This is a genomic window from uncultured Jatrophihabitans sp. (assembly GCF_964252635.1).
GTDB lineage: Bacteria > Actinomycetota > Actinomycetes > Mycobacteriales > Jatrophihabitantaceae > Jatrophihabitans.
Genome location: NZ_CAXUNP010000011.1, coordinates 1 through 24,341, shown reverse-complemented (window position 1 = coordinate 24,341; position 24,341 = coordinate 1). Strand labels below are relative to the sequence as shown.

Here is a 24,341-nt window from a genome sequence, read left to right as displayed (position 1 = left end):
CGCGCACTCGAGTAGCGATCTTCCTGTGTGCCGTACGTCACCACGACACCGGCGCAGGAAGATCCACGCGTCGGCGGGCTCGAATAACGATCTTCCTGCGTGCCGTACGTCACCACGACACCGGCGCAGGAAGATCCACGCGTCAGAGGAAGGATCTAGACGACGTCGTTCAGACGACCTGATGCAGCAGCGTGACGGGGGCGCCGTCGCCGCCCTGCCGGTAGGGCTCGAGTTCGGCGTCCCACGCGGTGCCGAGCAGCTCGGCGACCCCGTGCTGGTAGTCCTCGACGGTGCGCGCGCGGGACAGCAGCCCGCGCAGCCGCTCCTCACCGATCAGCACGTCCCCGCTGACCGATACGAGGCTGCGGTGGAAGCCCCGCCCGGGAACGTAGGCGAGCCGCTCGCCGTCGCTGGCCGACGTCGCGTCCTCGGTCACCTCGAACACGAGCATCGGCCAGGCGCGCAAGGCCGCGCACAGGGCCGCCGCGGTACCGATCGGACCGGACCAGGCCACCTCGGCGCGCAGGTGCGACGGGGCAGCGGGCTGGGCGCTCCACTGCAGGCGCGCCGGGCGTGACAGCACACCGGCCAGCGCCCACTCGACGTGTGGGGCGAGCGCCGACGGGCAGCAGTGCATGAACACCACACCACGGGTCGACGGACCCCCACGGGCAGCACCCTGACCGTGGCCGGTGACACCCGTTCGGGTATCGGACATCGCACACCTCCCTGATTCGACGGCGACGCCTTCCCCAGCGATTCCGTCCGCACAGCGGGTGTGTTAAGTCATTGTGGCCTATGAGACGCCTGTTGCGCCAGTGACCACCGACATTCGGGCCCCGGGGCCGGGTGTTCAGCCCTCGGTCGCGAGCCGCACGCCGAACCCGATCAACACGGCCCCGGTGACGCGCTCGAGCCGCCGGCGCACCGATCGGCGCCCCATCAGGCCGGTGATGCGGGTGGCGAGGACGACCAGCAGCACCTGATAGGCGATGTTGATCGCGACGAACACGGCACCGAACAGCAGGGTCGTGGCCGCCACCGGGTAGCCCCGCGGGATGAACCCGGGCAGGAAGGTCACGAAGAACACGCCGATCTTGGGGTTGAGCAGGTTGGACAGCAGCCCACCACGGAAGCCGGTGCCCAGCAGCCCGCCCCTGGTCGCCGCGAGCCTGTCGTCGCCTCTGCCGCGCCAGCTCTGCACCCCGAGCCAGACCAGGTAGACGGCACCGGCCACCCGCAGCACGTCGAAGGCGATCTCGCTGGCGCGGAGCAGGGCGGCCAGGCCCAACGCGGCCGCCACGATCCAGACCACCAGCCCTGACTGGATGCCGGCCACCGCAGCCACCCCGCGGCGACGTCCGCCGACCAGGATGCTGCGCACCACGACCAGGGTGTCCGGCCCGGGGAGCACGACGATCACCCCGGCCGCGAGGAGGAACGCGAGCATCGACACCAGCACAGGCGTCACCCTAGATCGCGCCTGCTCCGCGCCGACACCGAATACCGGACAGCCCCGATCGGGCCTCAGCGCAGGGCGTCGGCCAGCGCAGTGAGCGAATCCCCGAGCGGTAGCTCGAGCTTGCGGTCGGCCAGGGGGTCGCCCCGGGTCTCGCCCTGGTTGACGATCGTGACGTCGATGCCGAGCTTGGCGGCCCGGCGGACGAACCGGAGCCCTGACATGACGGTCAGCGACGAGCCCAGCACGACCAGCGAGCGGGCGTTCTCGACCAGGGCGTAGCAAGCCTCGACGCGAGGTTTGGGCACGTTCTCGCCGAAGAAGACGACGTCGGGCTTGACCAGGTCGGCGTCGCAGTACCGGCACCGCGCCATCACGAAGCCGTCGAGCTGGTCGTCGGCGATCTCGGCGTCTCCGTCCGGATTGACCCGGGTGGCGCGGGCGTGGAAGTCCGGGTTCAGCACGCGCAATCGGCCGTCCAGCGTCCGCCGCGCCTCGCGCTTGCCGCACTCCAGGCAGACGACGACGTCGAGCCCGCCGTGCAACTCGATGACGCCGTGCGCCCCGGCCGCCTGGTGCAGGCCGTCGACGTTCTGGGTGATGATCCCGTCGAGCACCCCGAGCTGCTGGAGCTCGGCCACCGCTCGGTGGCCGGCGTTGGGGCGCGCCTCGGCCATCTGCGCCCAGCCGAGGAAGCTGCGCGCCCAGTAGCGGTGCCGGCCCGCGGGCGAGCCGACGAACTCCTGGTAGGTCATCGGGCTGTTGGTGCGCTGCGCGCCCGTCGGCCCGCGGTAGTCCGGGATCCCCGACTCCGTCGACAGCCCGGCGCCGCTGAGCACCACCGCGCCGCCCAGCCGCAACCGCTCACGCAGTTCGTCGAGCTGCGTCGCCAGGCCGGTCGTGGTCACCCACCCATGGTGCCCGACGTCGCGCACACTCCCGGACGGGAACGCCTCACTCCTCGGCGAGGGCACGTCCGTAGCGCTCCTGAACCCGTTCCCGCATGCCGACGTCCAGCCGTGGCGCGGGTTGGATGAAGATCTCGTCGAGGGTCGACCACTTCTGGCGCAACTCGGTGTCGAGGCGCACGCAGGCCTCCTCCAGCTCGCTGCCCGTGGTGGCGTCGATGAAGTCGACCCGGGCGCACAGCAGGACGCTGTCGGTGCCGGTGAGCATGGTCAACAGGTCGACGACGTCGTCGACCTCGGGCTGCTCCTCGAGCCAGGCCTCGATCTCCCGGACGAACCGGGGGTCGGCCTGCACGCCGACCAGCAGGTTCTTGCACGCCCGGGTCAGCGTGCCCGAGACCGTCAGCAGCAGCAGCCCGATGGCGATCGACGCCGCACCGTCGTAGACGGCCGAGCCGGTGAGCTGGTGCAGGGCCACGCCGATGGCGGCGAACAGCAGACCGATGATGGCCGCGCTGTCCTCGAGCAGCACGCTCTCGACGGTGGGGTCCCGCGGCGTCTTCAGGTACTGCAGGACGGTCTGCCGCAGCCGTCGCGTCTCCCCCTGCATCTGCTTCGCGGCCTGTCGTAACGAGGTGCCCTCGAGCACGGCGGCGAACAGCAGGACCGGGTAGTTGATCCACACCATCTTCGACTCCTCGCCGTCGATGATGGTCGAGATGCCCTGGTAGAAGGAGAACGCGGCGCCGGAGACGAAGATCGCGACGGCGGCCAGCATGGAGTAGAAGTAACGCTCCTTGCCGTAGCCGAACGGGTGCGTGCGGTCGGCCGGGCGCTGGGAGCGCTTCTGCCCCGTGAGCAGGAAGATCTCGGTCGTGCAGTCACCGGCCGAGTGGGCGGCCTCGGACAGCAGCGCCGCCGAACCCGTGATCAGCCCGGCGGCGAGCTTGAGCACACCCACGCCGAGGTTGGCGCCCAGGGCGAGCAGCACGGTGAGACTGCTCTCACCCTCGCCCTCGCCGGCGGGGGCCACGGGGCTTTGCAGGGGCGGTGCCTCTTGGTCTGCGGACGTCACGGCAGCAGCGTGCCCAGCGTCCCCGTCGCCGAATCCCGGAGGTGACGGGCCGGGCACCGAGGTGGAGGCAATACGATCGCGGCTCCGGACGTTGGCCCAGGGACGCACCCGACCCGGCCCACCAGACCGTTCTGACGAGGAGACCGCGCACCATGACCGTGTCCTATGAGCTGTCCCACCTGGACAAGCTCGAGTCGGAGGCCGTGCAGATCTTCCGTGAGGTGGCCGCCACCATCGAGAAGCCGGCGCTGCTGTTCTCGGGCGGCAAGGACTCGGTGGTCATGCTCCACCTGGCCGTCAAGGCGTTCTGGCCGGCGCCCGTCCCGTTCCCGGTGATGCACGTCGACACCGGCGAGAACTTCGACGAGGTGCTCGCGTTCCGCGACCGGACGGTCGAGAAGTACGGCCTGCGGCTCATCGTGGCCAGCGTCCAGGACGACATCGACGCCGGACGCTCGGTCGAGGACACCGGCCCCCGAGCCACCCGCAACCGGCTGCAGACGGTGACGCTGCTGCGCGGCATCACCGAGAACCGGTTCGGTGCCGTCTTCGGCGGCGCCCGGCGCGACGAGGAGAAGGCCCGCGCCAAGGAGCGGGTGTTCAGCTTCCGCGACGAGTTCGGCCAGTGGGACCCCCGCAACCAGCGTCCGGAGCTGTGGAGCCTGTACAACGGCCGGCACCGCAAGGGCGAGAACATCCGGGTGTTCCCGCTGTCGAACTGGACCGAGCTCGACATCTGGTCCTACATCGAGGCCGAGGGCATCGACCTGCCCGAGCTGTACTACGCGCACGAGCGCGAGGTCGTCGAGCGCGACGGCATGCTGCTGGCCGTCAACCGCTTCATCACGCCCGAGCCCGACGAGACCCCGTACCGCGCGACGGTGCGCTTCCGGACGATCGGCGACGCCACCTGCACCGGCTGTGTCGAGTCCGTTGCCGCGGATGCCGCCGCCGTGGTGGTCGAGGTTGCCGCCGCCCGCCTCACCGAGCGCGGCGCCACCCGCGCCGACGACCGGATCAGTGAGGCCGGCATGGAGGACCGCAAGAAGGAAGGTTATTTCTGATGTCCCAGTTACTGCGGCTTGCGACCGCGGGTTCTGTCGACGACGGGAAGTCCACCCTCATCGGCCGGTTGCTCTTCGACTCCAAGGCCATCTTCGAGGACCAGCTGTCCGCGGTCGAGAAGACGACCCAGTCGCGCGGGGGCGACGCCCCGGACCTGTCGTTGCTGACCGACGGCCTGCGCGCCGAACGGGAGCAGGGCATCACCATCGATGTCGCGTACCGGTACTTCGCGACCCCCAAGCGCAAGTTCATCATCGCCGACACCCCGGGCCACATCCAGTACACCCGCAACATGGTCACCGGCGCCTCGACGGCCGACGTCGCGCTGATCCTCATCGACGCGCGCAACGGCGTGCTCGAGCAGTCGCGTCGGCACGCGTTCCTGGCGGCGCTGCTCGGCATCCCGCACCTGGTCGTCTGCATCAACAAGATGGACCTCGTCGACTTCTCCCGCGAGCGCTACGAGGAGATCCGCGACGACTTCCGCCGCTTCGCGACCAAGCTCGAGGTCAGCGACCTGACCTTCATCCCGATGTCGGCGCTGACCGGCGACAACGTCGTCGAACGCAGCCAGGCCATGCCCTGGTACGAGGGCGCCTCGCTGCTGCACCATCTCGAGGACATCCACATCGCGTCCGACCGCAACCTGATCGACGTCCGGCTGCCGGTGCAGTACGTCATCCGCCCGCAGCAGGCCGCCCACGGCGACCTCCACGACTTCCGCGGCTACGCGGGCACCATCGCGAGCGGCGTCATCCGCAACGGTGACGAGGTCACCGTGCTGCCGTCGGGGTTCACCACGTCTATCACGGCGATCTGGAAGCCCGGCGGGGTCGGCGTCGACGAGGCCTTCGCCGGTCAGGCGGTCACCGTCGAGCTCAGCGACGACATCGACATCGCCCGCGGCGACCTGATCTGCCGCCCGCACAACCGCCCGCACGTCGGCCAGGACATCGACGCCATGGTGTCGTGGATGTCCTCCGAGGCCCGCCTGACGCCCGGCGCGCGGTACACGATCCAGCACACCACCCGCTCGACGCGGGCCGTGGTGCGTGAGCTCGACTACCGCCTCGACATCAACACCCTGCACCGCGACGAGACGGCCGACGGCCTGAGCCTCAACGAGATCGGCCGGGTGCGGCTGCGCACCCAGCAGCCCCTGCTGTTCGACGCGTACCGACGCAGCCGCGAGACCGGCAGCTTCATCCTGGTCGACGAGGCCACGAACAGCACGGTCGCTGCCGGCATGATCACCGGCCCGTCGCAGCGCGAGTCGCAGGTCGTCTGGCACTCGGGCTCGGTGCAACGCCAGGAGCGCGCCACCCAGGGCATGACGGTCTGGCTCACCGGGCTGTCCGGGTCCGGGAAGTCCAGCGTGGCGGCCGAGCTCGAACGCCGTCTGGTCGCGTCCGGGCGCCCCGCCTACCTGCTCGACGGTGACAACCTACGGCACGGGCTCAACAGCAACCTGGGTTTCTCGGCCGAGGACCGCGCCGAGAACGTGCGCCGTGTCGGCGAGGTCGCGAAGCTGCTGGCCGACGCCGGCGTGGTGGCCGTCGTGTCGCTGGTCAGCCCGTACGCGGCCGACCGCGAGCGGGCCCGCGCGACCCACGCCGAGGCCGGCCTGCCGTTCGCCGAGATCTTCGTCGACACCCCGCTGGCCGTCTGCGAGGCCCGTGACCCGAAGGGCATGTACGCGAAGGCCCGCGCCGGCGAGATCACCCACTTCACCGGTGTCGACGACCCCTACGAGGCGCCCGAGTCGCCGCACCTGCGGCTGCGCCCCGAGGACGGCGACGCGGCCGCCCAGGCCACGCTCGTGCTCGACCTCGTCGAGCGCATCACCGAATGAGCGACGCTTGCGGAGCGAACAGAGAAATCGAATGAGCGACGCTTGCGGAGCGAGGGCCGAATGAGCGAGACCGACGCACGGCTGGCGGCGAGGCTCGCGGAACGTGCCGGCGCGCTGCTGCTCGACCTGCAACGGACGAGCAGCCTGACCGGCAAGGAGTTGGGCGACGCCGGCGACCGGCAGTCCAACGAGTGGCTGCTGCGCGAGCTGGCCGCGGAGCGGCGCGGCGACGCCGTGCTCTCGGAGGAGTCTGCGGACTCCCCCGCCCGGCTCTCGGCCGACCGGGTGTGGATCATCGACCCGCTCGACGGGACACGGGAGTACCGCATGACGGGGCGACCCGACTGGGCCGTCCACGTCGCGCTCTGGCAGCGCGGGGACACTCCGGACGGCGCGATCACCGACGCCGCCGTGGCTCAGCCCGCCCTCGGCGCCGTCTACGCCAGCGACGACGCGGTGGCCGCCGACCCCGGCCCCGGCCTGCGGTTCCTGGTCAGTGACAGCCGCCCGCCGGCGTGGGCCGCTCCCGTCGCGGCCGAACTCGGCGCCGAGCTGGTGCCCATGGGCTCGGCCGGTGCCAAGGCGATGGCCGTGCTGCGCGGCGAGGCGCACGGGTACCTGCACGACGGCGGGCAGTGGGAGTGGGACTCGGCCGCGCCCGTCGGGGTCGTCCAGGCCGCCGGCCTGCACGCCTCGCGCATCGACGGCAGCGCGCTGCAGTACAACCTCGCGCACCCCTACCTGCCGGATCTGCTGATCTGCCGTCCCGAGCTGGCGGACGACGTGCTCGACGCGATCGGACGGGCGGTTCGTCCCGGATAGCTGCCCCTGCAACGATCGTGCGGTATTTGTTCGATCGGGTGGGTACGGTGGCGAAGACGTCTCAGCGAGCGGGACGTCCGACCGTCGGGAGCAGAACACGTGTCAACGGCGACGCCGAACGTCCCCCGCACGAACGCCAGAAAGATTGCCTCCGCGTTGCCCAACCGCGACTGGCTCGACCACCGCCGCCGCGACACCGCCCTGGCCGTGGAGACCATCGCCGCCGACCCGCAGGGCGCCACCGTCAAGGCGCGCGGCCACCTCGACCTGGGCACGGCGCCCCCGCTGTGGGCGGTGCTGCGCAGTCACCTGCGGTCGGGTCGCCGTTTCCTGCGCCTCGACGTCTCCGCGCTGGGCTTCGTCGACGCGTCCGCGCTGGCCGCGTTGCGCGAGATCCACGACGAGGCGCTGATCGCTCGTGGCACGTTGGTGGTCACCGGCGTCGGGGCGCTGGTGGAGCGGGTGCTGCACCTGACCGCCCTGGACGACGTGCTCTTCCTGGGTGGACGCCGCTCCGAGCACGACACCCGGCCGCTCATCGTCGACTGAGCACGCCACACCCGTAGGTTGAACGCGCCCGCCGGCGGCCGCACCCGTAGTTTGGCCCGGTGAGCACGCCACCGACGACGCTGACCGCCGCGTTCCAGGCCACCGCCGGGCGCACCCCGCACACGATCGCCCTCGCAACGCCGGACGGTACGACCCGGCTGACGTGGCGGCAGTACGGCACGCGGGTCCGGGCCCTGGCGGCCGGGTTGGCCAACCTGGGTGTGCGGCGTGGCGACACCGTCGGCATCATGCTCACCAACCGGGTCGAGTTCCACCTGGTCGACACGGCCGCCCTGCACGCAGGCGCCACCCCGTTCTCGATCTACAACACCCTGGCGCCCGAGCAGATCGCGCACCTGTTCGCGAACGCGGGCAACCGCGTCGTGGTGTGCGAGGAGCAGTTCCTGGAGCAGATCAGGGCCGCCGCGGCCGTCGACGAGACCGCGGTGGAGACCATCGTGTGCGTCGACGCCGACGTCGCGGGCACGGTGAGCCTGCGCCACGTCGAGACCACGCCGGCCACCGACTTCGACTTCGAGGCCAGCTGGCGCGCGGTGACGCCCGACGACGTGCTGACCATCATCTACACCTCCGGCACGACCGGGCCGTCCAAGGGCGTCGAGATCACCCACCGCAACATGCTCACCGAGCTGGGGGCAACGGCTCGGATCGTGCCGCTCGACGAGCGCGACTCGGTGATCTCCTACCTGCCCGACGCGCACATCGCGAACCGCTGGGGCGCCCACTACACGAGCCTGTACCGGGGCATGCAGATCATCCCGTTGCCGGACATGAAGCAGCTCATCAGCGTGCTGCCGTCGGTGCACCCCACGTTGTTCGGCGCCGTGCCGCAGGTCTGGTACAAGCTCAAGGCCGGCATCGAGGCACAACTCGCGGCCGAGAGCTCGACGGTGAAGCGACGCCTGGGTCAGTGGGCGATCGAGGTGGGCCGACGCCGTGCCCGGCTGCTGTCCGACGGGCAGCCGGTCCCCCGCGGCCTGGCCGTGCAGCACCGGATCGCCGACCGGATCGTGCTCGGCACCATCCGCGCCCGGCTCGGCCTCGACCGCGTCCGCTTCGCGGCCACCGGCGCCGCCGCCATCGACCCCGAGGCCCTGGAGTTCGTGCTGGCCCTCGGCCTGCCGTGCTGCGAGATGTGGGGCATGTCCGAGCTCACCTGCGCGGTGACCGTCAACCGGCCTGACGCCATCCGCATCGGCACGGTGGGCACGGCCCTCGACGTCGCCGAGCTCAGCCTGGCCGACGACGGCGAGCTCCTCGTCCGCGGGCCCCTCGTCATGAAGGGCTACCGCAACGATCCGGAGAAGACGGCCGAGACGATCGACGCCGACGGCTGGCTGCACACCGGCGACATCGCCAGCATCGACGACGACGGCTACGTCCGCATCGTCGACCGCAAGAAGGAGTTGATGATCAACGCCTCGGGCAAGAACATGTCGCCGGCCAACATCGAGGGCATCGTCAAGGTGTCGTGCCCGCTCGTCGGCTCGGTCGTGGCGATCGGCGACGACCGGCCGTACGTCGTCGCGCTCATCACCCTGGACCCGGACGCCGCGGCGGCCTTCGCGCAGGCCCACGGCCTGCCCCCGGACGCGCCCGCCACGTGGGCCGAGGACCCGGCGGTGCTGGCCGCGGTCTCCGAGGGTGTCGACGCGGCCAACACGCGCCTGGCCCGGGTGGAGCAGATCAAGCGTTTCGTGATCCTGCCCGAGGTCTGGGAACCGGGCGGTGACGAGATCACGCCCACCATGAAGATCAGGCGCCGTCCCGTGGCCGAGAAGTACGCCGACCGGATCGACGCGCTCTACCCCCGCGCGTGAGCGGTTACCGATCCCTGGGGACCCTGGAGCACGGAGTGACACGGCGGCCCGTCGGGTCCGAGACGGGAGTCATCGCTTGAGCGACGCTTGCGGAGCGACTTGTCAGCATGGCGTCTCTGCATGCCCGAACGGAGTGAGGGCATGAGCGACGCTTGCGGAGCGACTTGGCAGCATGGCGGCTCTGCATGCCCGAACGGAGTGAGGGCATGAGCGACGCTTGCGGAGCGATTGGCCAGCATGGCGTCTTCGCATGCCCGAACGGAGTGAGGGCATGAGCGACGCGCGCACCGCCGGGCAGCAGGACGCCGGTTCGGCCGACGACCTGCCCGACAGCAACCAGCCCCCGCTGAAGTCCGAGGACCCCGACCCGCCGGCCGGGTGCGAGCCGGGGCTGGCCTCGCACCCAGCGGTACGCGGCGCCGGCCTGGTCGCCGTGGCCGTCGGCGCGCTCGGGGTCGTCTTCGGCGACATCGGCACCAGCCCGCTGTATGCGATGCAGACCGTCTTCGCCATCGAGGGGCACGCCGTCAAGCCGAACCAGGGCGACGTGTACGGCGTTATCTCGCTGGTGTTCTGGTCCATCACGCTCGTGGTGTCCGGCAAGTACATCCTGTTCGTGCTGCGCGCCGACAACGACGGCGAGGGTGGGGTCATGGCCCTTGCCGCGCTGGTCAGCCGGTTCCTGTCCGGACGCCGCAAGCTCCTGGCCGTGTCCCTGATCCTCGGGGTCGTGGGCGCAGCCCTGTTCTACGGCGACAGCGTGATCACGCCGGCCATCTCCGTGCTGTCGGCGATGGAAGGCCTCAAGGTCGCCTCCCCCGACCTGACCGACGCCGTGCTGCCGCTGGGCATCGCGGTGCTGACCGTGCTGTTCGTCGTCCAGCGGTTCGGCACGCACGTGGTGGGCCGCTTCTTCGGGCCGATCATGGTGCTCTGGTTCCTCGTGCTGGCCGTCACGGGCCTGCCCGAGGTGATCAAACACCCGGACGTGCTGCGGGCGCTCTCGCCGACCTACATCGGTGCGTTCGTGGCCGACCACCCGTACCTGGCCTTCGTCGCGCTCAGCGCAGTCGTGCTGGCGATCACCGGCGCCGAGGCGCTGTACGCCGACATGGGCCACTTCGGCCGAGCCCCCATCCGCCTGGCCTGGTTCGTGCTCGCCTATCCCGCGCTGGTGCTGAACTACCTGGGCCAGGGCGCGCTCGTGCTGCGCGACAGCTCGGCGATCAGCAACCCGTTCTTCCTGTTGGGGCCGTCGTGGGCGCGCATCCCCCTCGTCATCCTGGCCACCGCGGCGACCGTCATCGCCTCTCAGGCGGTGATCTCCGGCGCGTTCTCGGTGTCGCGCCAGGCCATGCGCCTCGGCTTCCTGCCCAACCTGACGATCCGGCACACGTCCAAGGAGGAGGGCGGCCAGATCTACGTCCCGGCCGTCAACTGGTTGCTGTTCGGCGGCGTGCTGATTTTGATCCTGGTGTTCCGGTCGTCGAACCGGCTGGCCGCGGCCTACGGCCTCGCCGACACCGGTGTGTTCCTGACGACGACGTCGTTGTTCCTCATCGTCGCCGCCGTGGTGTGGAAGTGGAACCGGTGGAAGATCGTCACGTTCGCGGTCGTCGTCGGCACCATCGAGGTCGCCTACTTCGGCGCGAACATCGTCAAGGTGCTGGCCGGCGGCTGGCTGCCGCTGGGGATCGCCGCGGTGCTGATCGTGCTGATGACCACCTGGCAGCTGGGCCGCCGCATCGTCACCCGGCGCCGCATCGCGCTCGAGGGGCCGCTGCAGGACTTCGTGGACGACCTGCACGAGCGCAAACTGCCGCGGGTGCCCGGCACGGCGGTCTTCCCCCATCCCAGCAAGGAGACGACGCCGCTGGCCCTCAAGGCCAACGTCGACTTCAACAACGTGCTGCACGAACACGTCGTGCTCGTCTCGGTGCACACCGAGAACGTGCCGCACGTGCCGCCGGAGGAGCAGATCGAGGTCGACGACCTGGGCTTCAGCGACGACGGCATCGTCCACCTCGACCTGCGGTTCGGCTTCCAGGACGTCCGGGACGTACCGGACGCGCTGTGCCGCGCCGTCGGCCTGAGCCCGGAACTCGACCTGGACCCGGACCAGGCGTATTACTTCCTGTCCCGGCTGTCGCTGCTGCGCGGCGGCCACAGCACGGACATGGCCACCTGGCGCAAGCGGGTGTTCATCGGGCTGGCGCACAACGCCGCCAACCCGGCGGACAGCTTCAAGCTGCCCGACGAGCGCACCGTGATCATGGGCGCGCACCTGATGCTCTGACGAGCGAGCGGTCAGCCGTCGGCGAACGCCTGGCCGGCGACGCGACGACCCTCTCCCGCCGCGGCCCAGAACCCGTAGGTCCCCTGCTCGCGCAGCTCGCGCGCGGCGGCGACCAGGCCACCGTAGGCGGCGAACGCGAACGCGCCGCCGACCGAGACGCGGGCGACGCCGAGCTCGGCGAGTTCGGGCACCGGAGGGGCCTGCGGCAGGGCCAGTACGTTCACCGGGCGATCCACCGCACCGAGCAGGCTGCGCAGCTGCCCCCGCTCGACGACGCCCGGCGCGTACAGGACGTGCGCGCCGGCCTGCTGGTAGCGCTGCAACCGCTCGATGGTGTCACCGAGGTCGGGGCGCTCGTGCAGGAAGTTCTCGGACCGCGCAGTGACGACGAGCCGCCCGGCCGCGGCCTCGACCGCGGCAGCGACCCGCTCGGCCGCGAGAGCCGGCTCGTAGATCGGGTCGTTGGGGCGGCCCGTGGCGTCCTCGACGGAGCACCCGGCCAGGCCGACCTCGACCGCGGCCCGGACGGTGGCCGCAACGCCATCGGGATCGTCGGCGAACCCGTTCTCCAGATCCGCGGACACGGGCAGGTCGGTGGCCGACACGACGGCGGCCGCGTGGGCGAGCGCCTCGTCCCGCGTCACCGACATGTCCGGTCGGCCGAGGGTGGCGGCGAAACCGCTGCTGGTGGTGGCCAGCGCCCGGAAACCCATCGTGGCCAGCATCGTGGCCGAACCGACGTCCCAGGGATTGGGCAGCAGCAACGGCTCGCCGGGGCGGTGCAACTCGAGGAAGGTCGGTGCCATGCCGTCGATCCTGGCCCCTCGCCCTGACAACGGCGAGCGCGACGACGCCGTCAGGTGTCGGTTCGCAGACCCGGCCAGCGCAGCCCGAGCAACAGGGTGTCGTCGGACAGTTCCACACCGTCGGCGCAGGTGTGCACGATCGCGGGCACGAGCTCGGGCAGGGGCAGGTGCCGGAGCTCGGTGGCCACGCGCGCCAGCCGGTCCATCCCCTCGATGACGTCGTGCCGCACCTCGATGAGGCCGTCGGTGTAGAGCAGCACGGTGTCGCCCGGGTCGAGCGCGGTGACCGAGACGGTGCGGCTCCCACCGCCCTCGTAGCCGACCGGACGGCCCGGCGCCTCGAGGTAGGTCGTCACCCCCGCCGCCGACACGCGCAGCGCGGGCGGGTGCCCGGCCCCGGCCAGACGCAGCAGGCCGGTCACCGGGTCGAGCTGGGCGACCAGTGCGGTGGCCACCACCGGCTGGGCGGCGCCACTGACCAGGGCGTGGGTCTGGGCCAGCAGGTCGCCGATCGGCCGCGCGTCGAGCACCAGGGTGCGCACGGTGTGCGTCACGTGCAGGGCGTCGCGGGTGCCGACCACACCGTGCCCGCGCACGTCGATGACGCTGACGTGCACCTGCCCGTCCGGCAGCACGAACCAGTCGTACAGGTCACCACCGGTGGGTGAGTTCTCCTGCGCCGGCAGGTAGGTGACCGCGAGCTCGAGACCCTGCACGCTCGGCGAGGGTGGCCGCAGCGCGTCGGACAGCTCCTCGAACACCTTGCGCTGTGCTGCGCGCACCTCGGCCGACCGGGCCTCGAGCTCGGCGTAGAGGGCCACCACACCGCGGTTCGTCTCGCCCAGCTCACCGTTGAGCTGCACGAGGTCGGCCTCGCGTTCGCGCAGCTCGACGAGGGTGGCCACGAGCTCGTCGTTGATGCCCTGCAGCAGCGACTCCGGTTCCTGCGGCTTCTCGCGCGCCAGGGTCTCGCGGGCGTCCACCAGTTGCCCGGGCGAGAGCGCCCGGGGCAGGTCGCGGCTGACGGCCACCTCGTCGGCGGCGATGTGCACCGAGTCCATGAGCCGGCTGACCGCGGCCTGCACGGCAAGGGTCAGGGCCGAACCGGCGCCGGGGAAGGCGAAGCTGATCGTGAGGGTGGTCCCGGCCGCCCGTTGCCGCGGCGACGTCACGGCTACCCGCACCTGCACGGCCACGCCGTCCGGCGCCAACCGGGCCAGCTCGGAGACCGAGGTGGCCACCCGGGTGCTGTCGACGTCGTCACAGCCGACCAGCCGGGCCGCCCGTAACGCGACCGCACGTAACGCGGCCGTGTCGCCCGTCGCGGAGTGGGCCAGCTCGAGGAGTGTGAACGGCGAGGTCACGACGGTGCCGCCCGCACCACCACCACCAGGCTGTCGTCGCTCCCGCGGACGTGGTCGCGCCACAGCGCGGCCGCCACCACCTCGGCGCCATGGCGCAACAGTTCCCGTCGGCCGGAGAGATTCCATCGGGTGGTGAGGCCGTCACTGTGCAGGACCACCAGCCCCCGCGGAGGGAACGCGGTGCGCTGCTCGACGACCGAGCCGCGCAGCGCCGTCCCCGCGGTGCCGTTCGAGGTGGCGATACGGCGCGTCTCCCCGTCCAGTCGCACCGAGGCGACGCTGACGTTGCCCAACCCCGCGGACACCAGGTCACCGCCCGCCCGGGCCGCGTCGATCGTCAGTTCGGCCACCGTGACCGCTGCGCCCCGGGTGCCGGCGATCTGCTCGCTGACGGCGCGCACGAGCTCGGCCGGGGGCCGGTCCGCCATGGCCTGCACGGCTGCGACGGCCGCGCCGCTCGCGTCGGCGGCACCCGGCCCGTGGCCAAGACCGTCGGCGAGCGCGACGACGATGCTGGACCCGCGGCGGACGGCGGTGAACGCGTCCCCGTTCCGAGTCTCGCCCGTGATCGGGAAACCCACCCCGGCCACGTCGAAATGCCCCGGCCCGGCCGGGCCGTCGGCGACGAACCCGGCCGCGACGACGGTGCCGCGGCCCGCTTCGCTGCAGGCGTCGAAGTCGTCGGCGATCCGCTGCACGGCGCCCAGCCCGGCCCCGAGGCTGTTGGTGGCCGTCGAGTAACCGTCGACCAGGCAGTCCTCGAAGCGCGCCACCCCGGGCCCGCGGTCGATGGCCATGATGCTGAGACGGGTCGCTCCCCCGACGTGCGACGGCAGCACGAGCAGTTCGCCCTGCTCGGCGTGCCGGTGCAGGTTCTCGGCGAGCTCGGTCGCCACGAGTGCCATCCGGTCGACGCGCCGTTGGTCGAAGCCACAGCGCTGCGCCACGCGTCCGACCATGGCGCGGGCGGGCGAGACCTGCGAGGAGTCGAGGACCGGGGTGCGCTCGCCGAGGACCTCGGTCACGGGCTGCGCCGCCAGACCACCACGACGACCTCGGTGCCCTCCGACGAGCTCGTCAGCTCGAAGACCGACACCAGGTTGCGCGACCCCGACAGCCCCAGGCCCAGGCCCTGTCCGGTGGTCCAACCGCCGGCCAACGCCCGTTCGATGTCGGTGATCCCCGGCCCGTTGTCACGGAACGCGAGCCGGAGCCCGGTCCGAGCGGTCGACGCGTCCTCGACCACGTCGATGACGACCTCACCCCCGCCTCCGTAGACGAGGGTGTTGCGGGCCAGCTCGCTGGCCGCGGTGACGATCTTGGTCTGGTTGACGAGGTCGAGGCCCAGGTCACGGGCGCGGTCACGGACCCGTCGGCGGGCCATGACCACGTCGCCCTCACTGCGGACCTGCAGGGTGTCGGCTTGGGTCCCGACGAACGATGTCACCGGAGTCGTGCGGCCTGGTCGAGCTCGGCGGCCGTGGCCTGGGCCAGTGCCGCGGTGAGCATGGCGATCCCGGCATCGATGCTCGCGGCCTTGGCGATGCCGTCGAGGGACAGGCCGAGCTCGACGAGGGTGATGGCGACGGCCGGACGCATCCCGACGATGGCGACCTGCGCGCCGAGGACGGTGACGATCTTCGCGGTGTCGCCGAGCACCTTGGCGATGTAGGAATCGACGATCTCCAGGGCGGACACGTCGAGCAGGACCCCGTGGGCGCGGCGCCGGACGACCAGGTCCGCGACCTCCTCCTGCATGGTCACCGCGGCACGGTCGTCGAGCTCGTCGGCCAGGGTGGCGACCAGGGTCGTGCCGACCTGGACGATGTGGGCGCGGTCCACGTCTCAGCTGCCGGACGTCTGGGCGGTGACCCGGCGGATGGCAGTGGCGAGAGCGTCCGCCAGCGTCGCGCGTGTCGGGATCTCGGACAGGTCGATGCCCAGGGCCACGATGGTCTGCGCGGTCTGCGGACGGATGCCGCTGATGATGCAGTCGGCACCCATGAGCCGGGTGGCGGTGACCGTCTTGAGCAGGTGCTGGGCGACCAGCGTGTCGACGGTCGGAACGCCGGTGATGTCGAGGATGGCGATCTCCGCGTGCTCCTCGACGATCGACTGCAGCAGCGTCTCCATGACGACCTGGGCGCGGACGCTGTCCAGCGTGCCGATGAGCGGTACGGCCACGATGCCGTCCCAGACCCGCACGACCGGCGTCGACAGCTCGATGAGTTGCTGGTTCTGCCGGTTGATCAGTTCCTCGCGTCCCTGCACGAACGTCTCGAACGTCATCAGGGCCAGGGCGTCGACCAGGCGGCCCGAGACCACCGCTGCACCGTTCAGGGCGATGGGGTCCGTGTACTCCGTCTGCATCACCTGGAGCAGGGCCTCCCGCAGCGCGAGGACGCCGTGGGCGGTCTCGCCCGGCGTCGCACCCTCGCGGGCACCGCGCCGGGAGCTCTCGGCGACGAGCTCGCGTACCTGCTCGAAGTCGCGGCCGACCGGGTCATAGATCCGGCCGGAGGAGGTCACCGCGCGGGCCAGCGCCTGGAGGATGGCCTTACTCTGCGTGGTGACCTGGTTGGTGTCACCGGTCGCTCCGCGTGCGCCGCCGCCCTCGGTCTGGAGCCGCACCCAGGCCTGCAGGATCTCGGGTCCGCGGCGGTTGACGAGGTCGCCGAAGTCCCGTGCGCGTTGCGCCTCGCTCTGGTCATCGTGCGCCGATGTCATGACCTGCCCCTCTGCTCGCCCTACCCGCGTGTCCCCGGGAGTGTGCCATGCTGTCGCACGACGACGGGGCGCGCGACCACCACGGCGCGCCTGACCGAGAGTGACCGACCGCCGACACGGTTTGCAAGGAGGCACCGGTGGAGCTGTCCGAGGCCGAGACCATGCGCGACGTGCCGGTGCTGCAGGTCAGCGGCGAGGTCGACCTGGCCACGGCGGCGCAGCTTCGCGACGCGGCCGACGAGCTGATCGCCCGGCGGGCCGGGCTCGTCGTCATCGACCTCTCGCAGGTGAGCTTCCTGGACTCCTCGGGCCTGAAGGTCCTGGACGAGATGCAGCAGCGCGCGGCCGACGCCGACGGGCGCATCGCGCTGGTCTGCCCGCAGCAGCGCATTGTGCGGCTGCTGGAGATCACCGGCCTGACCGACCGCTTCGCCATCCACAGCACCCCCGAGGGTGCCGCCGACTCGGAGAACGGTGGTGGCTGAGCTGACGATGGAGCTCAGTCAGTCCATCGATGAGCCGGCACGGGCCCGAGCCTTCGTCGCCGAATGGCTCGAAACGGTGCCGTTCGAAACCCGCGCCGACGCGGTGCTGCTGGTCAGCGAGCTGGTCAGCAACGTCGTGCGGCACGGTGCGCTGCCGGCCCGCATGGTGCTGACCCAGAACGGCGGTCGCCTGCGCGTCGTCGTCGAGGACAGCAACCCGGCCATGCCCGGCCCGCCGGGGCCGCCCGACGCCGCGGCCGGCGGCGGCCGCGGGCTGATCATCGTGTCCTCCATCGCGGCGGCCTGGGGCATCTCGACCGCGCCCGACCGGCCCGGCAAGGGCGTCTGGTTCGACCTGGCGCTGGTGTCCTGACCGGTCGAACCGGTCGTCGGCTCAGGTCATGGTGGGGAACTGCAGGCTCGCACCGCTGGGCATCTCGACGTGCGGCCACCGCGACGTGATCACCTTGGCCCGCGTGTAGAACGAGACGCCCTCGGGCCCGTGGACGTGCTTGTCGCCGAACAGCGAGTCCTTCCAGCCGCCGAAGGAGTAGTACGCCATTGGTACCGGGATCGGCACGTTGATCCCGATCATGCCCACCTGCACACCCCGCTGGAAGCGACGTGCCGTCTCGCCGCTCGAGGTGAAGATGGCCGTCCCGTTTCCGTACGGGTTGGCGTTGATCAGGGCGATGGCCTCGTCGACGGTGTCGGCGCGCAGCACGCTGAGCACCGGCCCGAAGATCTCCTCGGTGTAGACGTCCATGGCCGGGCGCACGTGGTCGATGACGGTTGGGCCCACCCAGAACCCGTCCTCGTGGTCGGGCACGACCAGCCCACGGCCGTCGACGGCCAGGGTGGCGCCCTGGTCGACGCCGGACTGGATGAGGCCGACGATCCGGTCACGGGACGCGGCGGTGATCACGGGCCCCATCTCGCTGCCGTCGGCGTTACCCGGCCCGACGTGGACGGCACCGGCCTGGGCCACCACCTCGTCGATCAGGGCGTCGCCCGCGGCGCCGACCGCCACGGCGGCCGAGACGGCCATGCAGCGCTCACCGGCCGAGCCGAACGCGGCGGCGGCCAGGTGCTCGGCGGCGAACGCGGGGTCGGCGTCGGGCATGACGATGGCGTGGTTCTTGGCCCCGCCCAGGGCCTGCACCCGCTTGCCGTTGGCCGACGCCCGCTCGTGGATGTAGCGCGCGATCGGCGTCGACCCGACGAACGACACGGCCGCGACGTCGTCGTGGTCGAGCAGCGCGTCGACCGCCTCGACGTCACCGTTGACGACGTTGAAGACGCCGTCGGGCAGGCCGGCCTCCTGCCAGAGCCGGGCGACGAGCTGCGAGCCCGACGGGTCACGCTCGCTGGGCTTGAGCACGAAGGTGTTGCCGCACGCGATGGCGACCGGATGCATCCACATCGGCACCATGACCGGGAAGTTGAACGGGGTGATGCCCACGACGACGCCGAGCGGCTCGCGGAAGGAGAACACGTCGACGCCCGACGACGCCTGGTCGGAGTAGTCGCCCTTGAGCAGTTGCGGGATCCCGCAGGCGAACTCGACGACCTCCAGGCCGCGCTGCACCTCACCGCGCGCGTCCGAGAGCACCTTGCCGTGCTCGGCGGTGATCAGCGCGGCGAGATCGTCCGCGCGGGCGTTGACGAGCTCCCGGAACGCGAACAGCACCTTCGTGCGCGCGGTCAGCGACGCCTGCGACCACTCGCGGAAGGCGTCGCGGGCGGCTGCGACGGCCTGGTCCACGTCGGACGCGCTCGCCAGCAGCACGTCGCCGGTCTGGCGGCCGGTGGCCGGGTCGTAGACCGGCGCGGAACGGGTCGAGGCCAGTGCCGACGGCTTCCCGGCGACCCAGTGGTCGATGGTGCTCATCCCGATCTCTCCTCTGCACGACGAAGGTCCCAGCATGGCACGCACGCCTCATACCCGACACGGGTTCGCGAGTTCGAGCAGGACGTCCGCATGGCACGGTTCGGCGAGTGGGCACCAGCACGCCAGGTCGTGCCCGCCCAGCTCCCGTCGCACTTCCTCGGCGTCGAGGGCGGTGGCCGCCCACGTCCGGTACGCGGCGACCGCCTCCGCCCTCGTCATCCCGTCGGACCCGATCCGGAACGGGTTGCCCCACCGTGAAGGCCGGGCCACGACGATCACGCCCGCGGGCTTGCGCCAGCCCTTCGTCCGGCGCAGCTGGATGCGTTCGGGACGGCGTGGTCGCCCGTTCACATGACCGCGAGGTTGCCGGCCCGCTCGTCGAGGGTCTCGGCCAGGAACGCCAGCAACAGCCGCTCGTCGACATCGAGCCACTTGGTCCGCCGCACCCGCTTGCCCTGCAGGAACTCGGCGAGCCGGCCGGAGGTGTAGCCGTCGACGACGTCCGGGTGGACGTAGTGCGCGCGGCAGACCGTCCGTGTGTTGTTCAGCTTCTCTGCGGCGGCGTCGATGGCGGCGTTGACCGTGTTCTCGCCGGAGGCGCGCCCGTCGAGATGGGCGCGCAGGTAGGCGAACGCGACCGTGGAGCCTTTCCACGTCCGGAAGTCCTTGGCGGTGAAGTGCGCACCGGTCAGGTCGGAGAGCCGGTGGTTGACCTCGTCGGAGCCGATCACCTCGCCGTCGACCGTGAACAGCCGGCGGGTGCGCTGGGTGAGCAGGCGCTCGACGACCCGGGCCACGCCGGCGTCCTCGATCGCCGTGTCGGCCTGCTTGCCGGACTTGGCTGGGAAGTCGAACTCGACGGAGTCGCCACGGACCCGCACGTGCTTGCGGGTGAGCGTGCTGAGCCCGTAGCTGTCGTTCTCCTCGGCGTACACCTCGTTGCCGACACGCAAGCCGGCGAGGTCGATGATCCGCAGCATGGCCGCGAGCACGCGGTCGGTGTCGAAGCTGCGCCGGCGCAATTGCTCGTCGACGTCGGCACGGATCTTGGGCATGGCGTCGCCGAAGCCGAGCAGCCGGTAGAAGTTCAGCTGGTCGCGGATCGAGCGCCAGCGCTCGTGGTAGATGTACTGCCTGCGGCCCTTCTCGTCCTCGCCGACCGCGAGCAGGTGCGCGTCGGGCCAGGTGGCGATCCACACCTGCTGCCACGCGGGCGGGATGGCGATCTTGCGGATGCGGTCGCGCAGCTCGACGTCGACCACGGTGACGCCCTTGGCGTCGCGATAGGTGAAGCCCTTGCCCTTGCGCAGCCGGGTGAGGCCGGGCTGGTCGGGGCTCACGTAGCGCAGCTTGGCCACCTTGGCGCACTGTTCGGGGTCGTCGTACAGGGCGGCCACGAGGGCAGCGGCGCTGGGCTTGTCGGCGATCGGGTCGGCGATCGAATCGGCGGCAGTCACCCCGCAGGTGTACCCAGCGCCGGCCGGTGCGTGATCACCGGTCCTCGACGGCCCCGGTGATCACGTAGCGGATGCGGCGGGCCACGCTGACGGCCTGGTCGGAGAACCGTTCGTAGTAGCGACCGAGCAGCGCCGCGTCGACCGCGGCCGGGACGCCGTGCGGCCAGTCGGCGGCCAGCAGCTGGGTGAGCAACTGGCGGTGCAGCGCGTCCATGCCGTCGTCGGACGCGGCGACCTCGGCCGCGAGCTGGGCGTCACGCTCCTGGATGGCCCGGGTGAGCGTGCCGGCGATCTCGGTGGCCGCGCCACCGATCTCGGTCATGGTGCGGCGCACCTTGTCGGCCACGGCCGACTCGGGCGCCCGTAGCCGGGTCGCCTTGGCGACGTGCTGCGCCAGGCCACCCATCCGCGCGAGGGCGGTCGAGACGGGCAGCGTGGCGAGCACCAGGCGCAGGTCCGTGGCGACCGGTTGTTGCTTGGCCAGCAACTGCATGGCGTTGATCTCGAGGTCGGCCTGGAGCTGCTCGGTGACGTCCTGCTCGGTGATGACCAGCTCGGCCAGCTGCCGGTTGGCGTCGAGCAACGCCGACGAGGCGCGCTCGATGGCCACCACTTGCAGCTGTGCGAGCTCGGTCATCTGCGTCCACAGACCCTCGAGCTGGTCGCGGAACGCGCTACGCATCGGCACCGGCTCATTCGACCACAACCGGCCCGCGGTGCCGGTGCTCTGTGACGAATCGAGACCGATCGGACGCTCTGGACCCATCGACTCGCGTTGTGCAGGTCTCCGGCCTGGCATAACCCGAGATGATCAAACGCTGAGGCGGACGTCCGCACGTCGCCCGTCGGCAATCTCCCGTTCACCCGACTCGCCCGCCCGGTTGGCAACGGGCGATTAGGAATGAGCTGTGCGAATCCCCAAACCCTCGACGCGGCGTACGCGTCTGACCACCGCGGCCCTCGCGACCGGCGTGCTCCTCGCCGGCGTCCTGGGCACGACCGCGGCCACCGCGACCCCGGAGTCCGCCAGCCGCTCCGGGCTAACCATCACCAGCACCGGCCTCAAGCCGGGGCAGGTGAAGCACGTCTGGCTGATCATCCTCGAGAACAAGTCCTACGACGCGACCTTCACCGGGCTGAACCAGAACAGCTACCTCTGGAAGACCTTGCCGAGTCAGGGGGTGCTGCTGAAGAACTACTACGGCACCGGGCACTCCAGCCAGGACAACTACCTGTCCATGGTGTCGGGCCAGGCGCCCGAGGAGGACGTGCAGTCCGACTGCAGCGTCGAGGATTCGGACTTCGGCGCCAACTCGACGATCGTGACGCGCGGCGTCAACAAGGGCCAGGTCGCCTCGAAGGCCGGCGCCAACGCGGCCAACGGCCTGAACGGCTGCACCTACCCCACCGACGCGCCCACCCTGTTCAACCAGCTCGACGCGGCCGGCAAGACGTGGAAGGGCTACGCGCAGGACCTGCACAACCAGCCCGGTCGTGAGGACGCGGTCTGCGGCGGGCCGGGCGGCGCGGCAAACAACCCGACCACCAACCCGACGTACATGAGCGCCACCGCCGACCATCCGCTGCCCGCCGGCACCACCAGCCTGACCGGCGCCCAGGCCAACGACCAGTACGTGGCCAAGCACTTCCCGTTCCCGTGGTTCCACGGCATCACCGGCACACAGGACGCGTCGGGCAAGACCGTCTCGGCGGGTCTGACGAAGCCGGTCGGCGGCGGCAGCGACTGCGACGCCAAGCACATCGCCAACCTGGACAGCTCGAGCACCGGGCTCTACCACGACCTGCAGCACTCGTCGTCGACGCCGGCCTTCAGCTGGATCACGCCGAACAACTGCAGCGACGCCCACGACGCGATCTGCAAGGGCAACAACCTGTCCGGGTCGTTCACCTCGTCCGGCGCCCCGATCTACCAGACGGGGACGCCGAACCCCGAGTCGACCACCCCGAAGAATCAGACCGGTGGCCTCTACGCCTCCGACCTGTTCCTCAAGTACTACATCCCGATGATCGAGAAGTCCCCGGCCTTCAAGGACGGCGGCCTGATCGACATCACCTTCGACGAGGGCAACCCGCCGTTCACCTACACCGGCAACAGCTTCAACAACGCGAACGCCTACGGCCCGACGCTGCACGACCAGCCGAACGCCGCAGCGGGCATCAAGGCCGACGCGGCCGGCGAGAACATCAACGGGCGCAACGTCCACCGGGAGCCCACCGGCGTCAACTCGACGCTGAAGACCGACGCGCAGGGCAACCAGCTCTTCCCCGGTCCGGGCAACAACGCGTTCATCGACCGGCCGCCGACGTGCACCTCGACGTCGCCGAACGTGCCGGCGAACTGCGTGCCGGGCATCGTGCGTGCCGGCTCGGGCAACACCCCCGGTGCCCGGACCGACCCCGCGGCGGCGGGCACCAGCTCGCCGTTCGTCTCGGACAAGTCGATCACCGCGATCGACACGGGCCGCGGGGTCACCGACACCGCAGACTCCAGCGGCGGCAAGAGCCCGATCCCGGCCGACACGTTCGTCGGCACGGTCAGCGACACCGGCCCGAACTTCCCCACCAGCTCCAGCGGCTCGGTGGTCAACGGCTCCTTCGAGCTCGTCGACAAGTCCGGCAGCCCGGTGACGCCCACCGGGCCGGTCAGCAGCATCACGCTCAGCGCCGAAGGTGCGCCGGGCTACTTGACCGCGGGGCAGACGGCGGACCCGCTCTACGACGCGACGGACGCGACGCCGGGCGGCGGTGACACCGGCAGCGTGCTGATCAGCCCGCTGATCAAGCCGGGCACGACGAGCAGCCGCTTCTACGACCACTACAGCTGGCTGCGGACGATGGAGGACATCTTCCAGGTCGGCAAGGGTCACGACCACGCGGCGCTGCCGGCCGGTACGGTCTCGGGCGGCGTCGACGGCCACGGCCACCTCGGCTTCGCCGGTGAGAGCGGTCTGGCCCCCTTCGGCACGGACGTGTTCAACAACCTGCCGCGGGCCGTGCACCACCCGAAGCCGAAGCACCCCAAGAAGCACCACAAGAAGCACCACAAGAAGAAGCACTGAGTGGCCGACCTCGACACGGCCCACCTCGGACCGGACGCCGCCCCGTCACGCCCCGTGCGTGCGGGGCGGCGCGCCGTCGCCTTCCTCGCCGGTGCGTGCGTCGTGCTCGGCGTCGTCTCCGGCTGCAGCAGCTCGTCATCCGCACCGCGCGGTGGGGCGAGCGGCTCGGCGGCCGACGCCAGCTACGGCTCGCTGCCCAGCTACCTGCCCACCTCCACCGTCGAGCCGGACAGCGTGCTGACCGGCAGCGCCGGACGACCGGCGCTGACCACCGAGGGCGACAGCGTCGACGTCAGTCTCGCCGGCGGCACGGTACGCGCGACGGTGACGGGCCCGGTCGTCCCGGGTGAGGGGCTGCCCGAACAGACCGAGGCCACGACGTGCACCTGGACGGTGACGCTGCGCGGGGCCACGGCCACCACGCCGATCCGGCTGGGTGACTTCACCACGCTCGATCATCTCGGCACCGTCTACCGGACCCGTCTCGCACCCGGCAGCCGCACCCCGCCGGCGCAGCTCGCCCCCGGGGCCACGACCACGTTCTCGCTGCGGACGGTGATGCCGACCGGCGAGGGGCTGATGCGCTGGACGGCGGGCGGGCGCCGCACCGTCGCCTCGTGGGACTTCGAGGTGGAGAACGACTGAGACCACCCACCCCCAGGAC

General features: G+C 71.1%; 24 protein-coding genes. 10 read left to right on the top strand and 14 right to left on the bottom strand.

Annotation, left to right across the window (positions count from 1 at the left end):
- Positions 1 to 169: 169 nt before the first annotated feature.
- The 4 genes from ACFFCA_RS07045 to ACFFCA_RS07030 all read right to left on the bottom strand — a co-directional run bounded on the left by ACFFCA_RS07045 (position 170) and on the right by ACFFCA_RS07030 (position 3,442).
- Entirely contained in the window at positions 170 to 637 is a 468-nt protein-coding gene (locus ACFFCA_RS07045; protein WP_375483364.1) for a DUF3145 family protein, read from the bottom strand.
- Positions 638 to 853: 216 nt separating this feature from the next.
- Positions 854 to 1,450 (bottom strand): LysE family translocator, encoded by a 597-nt coding sequence (locus tag ACFFCA_RS07040; RefSeq protein ID WP_375483185.1) that lies wholly within the window; start codon positions 1,448 to 1,450, stop codon positions 854 to 856.
- Positions 1,451 to 1,527: 77 nt separating this feature from the next.
- Positions 1,528 to 2,367, bottom strand: a complete 840-nt coding sequence (locus ACFFCA_RS07035) for an NAD-dependent protein deacetylase (protein ID WP_375483183.1) — start codon at positions 2,365 to 2,367, stop codon at positions 1,528 to 1,530.
- Positions 2,368 to 2,413: 46 nt separating this feature from the next.
- Positions 2,414 to 3,442 (bottom strand): cation diffusion facilitator family transporter, encoded by a 1,029-nt coding sequence (locus ACFFCA_RS07030; protein WP_375483181.1) that lies wholly within the window; start codon positions 3,440 to 3,442, stop codon positions 2,414 to 2,416.
- 152 nt (positions 3,443 to 3,594) lie between these two features.
- On the opposite strand from ACFFCA_RS07030, the gene cysD reads away from it, so the two are divergent.
- The 6 genes from cysD (at position 3,595) to ACFFCA_RS07000 (ending at position 11,867) form a co-directional block, all read left to right on the top strand.
- Positions 3,595 to 4,506: a sulfate adenylyltransferase subunit CysD gene (gene cysD, locus ACFFCA_RS07025; protein ID WP_375483179.1), complete on the top strand. Its 912-nt coding sequence runs from the start codon at positions 3,595 to 3,597 to the stop codon at positions 4,504 to 4,506.
- Positions 4,506 to 6,359: a sulfate adenylyltransferase subunit CysN gene (cysN, locus tag ACFFCA_RS07020; protein WP_375483177.1), complete on the top strand. Its 1,854-nt coding sequence runs from the start codon at positions 4,506 to 4,508 to the stop codon at positions 6,357 to 6,359. The genes cysD and cysN overlap by 1 nt, the downstream gene beginning before the upstream one ends.
- A 60-nt stretch (positions 6,360 to 6,419) precedes the next feature.
- Complete coding sequence (locus tag ACFFCA_RS07015) at positions 6,420 to 7,181, top strand: 3'(2'),5'-bisphosphate nucleotidase CysQ (RefSeq protein ID WP_375483175.1); 762 nt, start codon at positions 6,420 to 6,422, stop codon at positions 7,179 to 7,181.
- 99 nt (positions 7,182 to 7,280) lie between these two features.
- Positions 7,281 to 7,730, top strand: a complete 450-nt coding sequence (locus tag ACFFCA_RS07010) for an STAS domain-containing protein (protein WP_375483173.1) — start codon at positions 7,281 to 7,283, stop codon at positions 7,728 to 7,730.
- 59 nt (positions 7,731 to 7,789) lie between these two features.
- Entirely contained in the window at positions 7,790 to 9,571 is a 1,782-nt protein-coding gene (locus ACFFCA_RS07005; RefSeq protein ID WP_375483171.1) for an AMP-dependent synthetase/ligase, read from the top strand.
- A 271-nt stretch (positions 9,572 to 9,842) separates the two neighbouring features.
- Entirely contained in the window at positions 9,843 to 11,867 is a 2,025-nt protein-coding gene (locus tag ACFFCA_RS07000) for a potassium transporter Kup (protein ID WP_375483169.1), read from the top strand.
- 11 nt (positions 11,868 to 11,878) lie between these two features.
- Here ACFFCA_RS07000 and ACFFCA_RS06995 read toward each other — a convergent pair whose 3' ends face one another.
- Genes ACFFCA_RS06995 through ACFFCA_RS06970 form a run of 6 tightly spaced genes read right to left on the bottom strand, consistent with a single transcriptional unit; the run spans position 11,879 to position 16,764 of the window.
- Positions 11,879 to 12,673, bottom strand: coding sequence for an isocitrate lyase/phosphoenolpyruvate mutase family protein (locus ACFFCA_RS06995; RefSeq protein ID WP_375483167.1), 795 nt, complete (start codon positions 12,671 to 12,673; stop codon positions 11,879 to 11,881).
- A 50-nt stretch (positions 12,674 to 12,723) separates the two neighbouring features.
- A complete protein-coding gene (locus tag ACFFCA_RS06990) occupies positions 12,724 to 14,037 on the bottom strand; it encodes a PP2C family protein-serine/threonine phosphatase (protein WP_375483165.1) in 1,314 nt (437 codons plus the stop codon).
- Positions 14,034 to 15,062, bottom strand: a complete 1,029-nt coding sequence (locus ACFFCA_RS06985; protein WP_375483163.1) for a SpoIIE family protein phosphatase — start codon at positions 15,060 to 15,062, stop codon at positions 14,034 to 14,036. The genes ACFFCA_RS06990 and ACFFCA_RS06985 overlap by 4 nt, the downstream gene beginning before the upstream one ends.
- Positions 15,059 to 15,484 (bottom strand): ATP-binding protein, encoded by a 426-nt coding sequence (locus tag ACFFCA_RS06980; RefSeq protein WP_375483161.1) that lies wholly within the window; start codon positions 15,482 to 15,484, stop codon positions 15,059 to 15,061. Before ACFFCA_RS06980 ends, ACFFCA_RS06985 begins: the two co-directional genes overlap by 4 nt.
- Positions 15,481 to 15,879 carry an STAS domain-containing protein gene (locus ACFFCA_RS06975; protein ID WP_375483159.1) on the bottom strand — a complete coding sequence of 133 codons (399 nt, stop codon included), beginning with the start codon at positions 15,877 to 15,879 and terminating at the stop codon, positions 15,481 to 15,483. The genes ACFFCA_RS06980 and ACFFCA_RS06975 overlap by 4 nt, the downstream gene beginning before the upstream one ends.
- 3 nt (positions 15,880 to 15,882) lie before the next feature.
- Entirely contained in the window at positions 15,883 to 16,764 is an 882-nt protein-coding gene (locus ACFFCA_RS06970) for an STAS domain-containing protein (RefSeq protein WP_375483157.1), read from the bottom strand.
- Positions 16,765 to 16,901: 137 nt separating this feature from the next.
- Here ACFFCA_RS06970 and ACFFCA_RS06965 point away from each other — a divergent pair, with 137 nt between their 5' ends.
- The gene (locus tag ACFFCA_RS06965; protein ID WP_375483155.1) at positions 16,902 to 17,249 is read left to right on the top strand and encodes an STAS domain-containing protein; all 348 of its coding nucleotides are present in this window, start codon (positions 16,902 to 16,904) and stop codon (positions 17,247 to 17,249) included.
- Entirely contained in the window at positions 17,242 to 17,622 is a 381-nt protein-coding gene (locus tag ACFFCA_RS06960) for an ATP-binding protein (protein ID WP_375483153.1), read from the top strand. Before ACFFCA_RS06965 ends, ACFFCA_RS06960 begins: the two co-directional genes overlap by 8 nt.
- Positions 17,623 to 17,643: 21 nt before the next feature.
- On the opposite strand, the gene ACFFCA_RS06955 is transcribed toward ACFFCA_RS06960, so the two are convergent.
- From ACFFCA_RS06955 to phoU, 4 genes are read right to left on the bottom strand one after another with little or no spacing between them, the layout of a single operon-like run.
- Positions 17,644 to 19,140: a CoA-acylating methylmalonate-semialdehyde dehydrogenase gene (locus ACFFCA_RS06955; protein WP_375483151.1), complete on the bottom strand. Its 1,497-nt coding sequence runs from the start codon at positions 19,138 to 19,140 to the stop codon at positions 17,644 to 17,646.
- Between the two features lie 48 nt (positions 19,141 to 19,188).
- Positions 19,189 to 19,491 (bottom strand): DUF4326 domain-containing protein, encoded by a 303-nt coding sequence (locus ACFFCA_RS06950; protein WP_375483149.1) that lies wholly within the window; start codon positions 19,489 to 19,491, stop codon positions 19,189 to 19,191.
- Positions 19,488 to 20,597 carry a DNA topoisomerase IB gene (locus ACFFCA_RS06945; protein ID WP_375483147.1) on the bottom strand — a complete coding sequence of 370 codons (1,110 nt, stop codon included), beginning with the start codon at positions 20,595 to 20,597 and terminating at the stop codon, positions 19,488 to 19,490. The genes ACFFCA_RS06950 and ACFFCA_RS06945 overlap by 4 nt, the downstream gene beginning before the upstream one ends.
- Positions 20,598 to 20,631: 34 nt before the next feature.
- Positions 20,632 to 21,279, bottom strand: a complete 648-nt coding sequence (gene phoU / locus ACFFCA_RS06940; RefSeq protein ID WP_375483362.1) for a phosphate signaling complex protein PhoU — start codon at positions 21,277 to 21,279, stop codon at positions 20,632 to 20,634.
- 226 nt (positions 21,280 to 21,505) lie between these two features.
- Between phoU and ACFFCA_RS06935 the strand changes: the two genes are divergently transcribed.
- Positions 21,506 to 23,677, top strand: coding sequence for an alkaline phosphatase family protein (locus tag ACFFCA_RS06935; RefSeq protein ID WP_375483145.1), 2,172 nt, complete (start codon positions 21,506 to 21,508; stop codon positions 23,675 to 23,677).
- A complete protein-coding gene (locus ACFFCA_RS06930) occupies positions 23,678 to 24,322 on the top strand; it encodes a hypothetical protein (RefSeq protein WP_375483143.1) in 645 nt (214 codons plus the stop codon). It begins immediately after the preceding gene.
- The last annotated feature ends 19 nt before the right edge of the window (positions 24,323 to 24,341 follow it).

Excerpts from the sequence above, each read along its gene's own strand:
- ACFFCA_RS07015 (WP_375483175.1), top strand. The coding sequence starts at position 6,420 with ATGAGCGAGACCGACGCACGGCTGGCGGCGAGGCTCGCGGAACGTGCC.
- ACFFCA_RS07040 (WP_375483185.1), bottom strand. The coding sequence starts at position 1,450 with ATGCTCGCGTTCCTCCTCGCGGCCGGGGTGATCGTCGTGCTCCCCGGG.
- ACFFCA_RS07000 (WP_375483169.1), top strand. The coding sequence starts at position 9,843 with ATGAGCGACGCGCGCACCGCCGGGCAGCAGGACGCCGGTTCGGCCGAC.
- cysN (WP_375483177.1), top strand. The coding sequence starts at position 4,506 with ATGTCCCAGTTACTGCGGCTTGCGACCGCGGGTTCTGTCGACGACGGG.
- ACFFCA_RS06970 (WP_375483157.1), bottom strand. The coding sequence starts at position 16,764 with ATGACATCGGCGCACGATGACCAGAGCGAGGCGCAACGCGCACGGGAC.
- ACFFCA_RS06955 (WP_375483151.1), bottom strand. The coding sequence starts at position 19,140 with ATGAGCACCATCGACCACTGGGTCGCCGGGAAGCCGTCGGCACTGGCC.
- ACFFCA_RS06995 (WP_375483167.1), bottom strand. The coding sequence starts at position 12,673 with ATGGCACCGACCTTCCTCGAGTTGCACCGCCCCGGCGAGCCGTTGCTG.
- phoU (WP_375483362.1), bottom strand. The coding sequence starts at position 21,279 with ATGCGTAGCGCGTTCCGCGACCAGCTCGAGGGTCTGTGGACGCAGATG.
- cysD (WP_375483179.1), top strand. The coding sequence starts at position 3,595 with ATGACCGTGTCCTATGAGCTGTCCCACCTGGACAAGCTCGAGTCGGAG.
- ACFFCA_RS07045 (WP_375483364.1), bottom strand. The coding sequence starts at position 637 with ATGCACTGCTGCCCGTCGGCGCTCGCCCCACACGTCGAGTGGGCGCTG.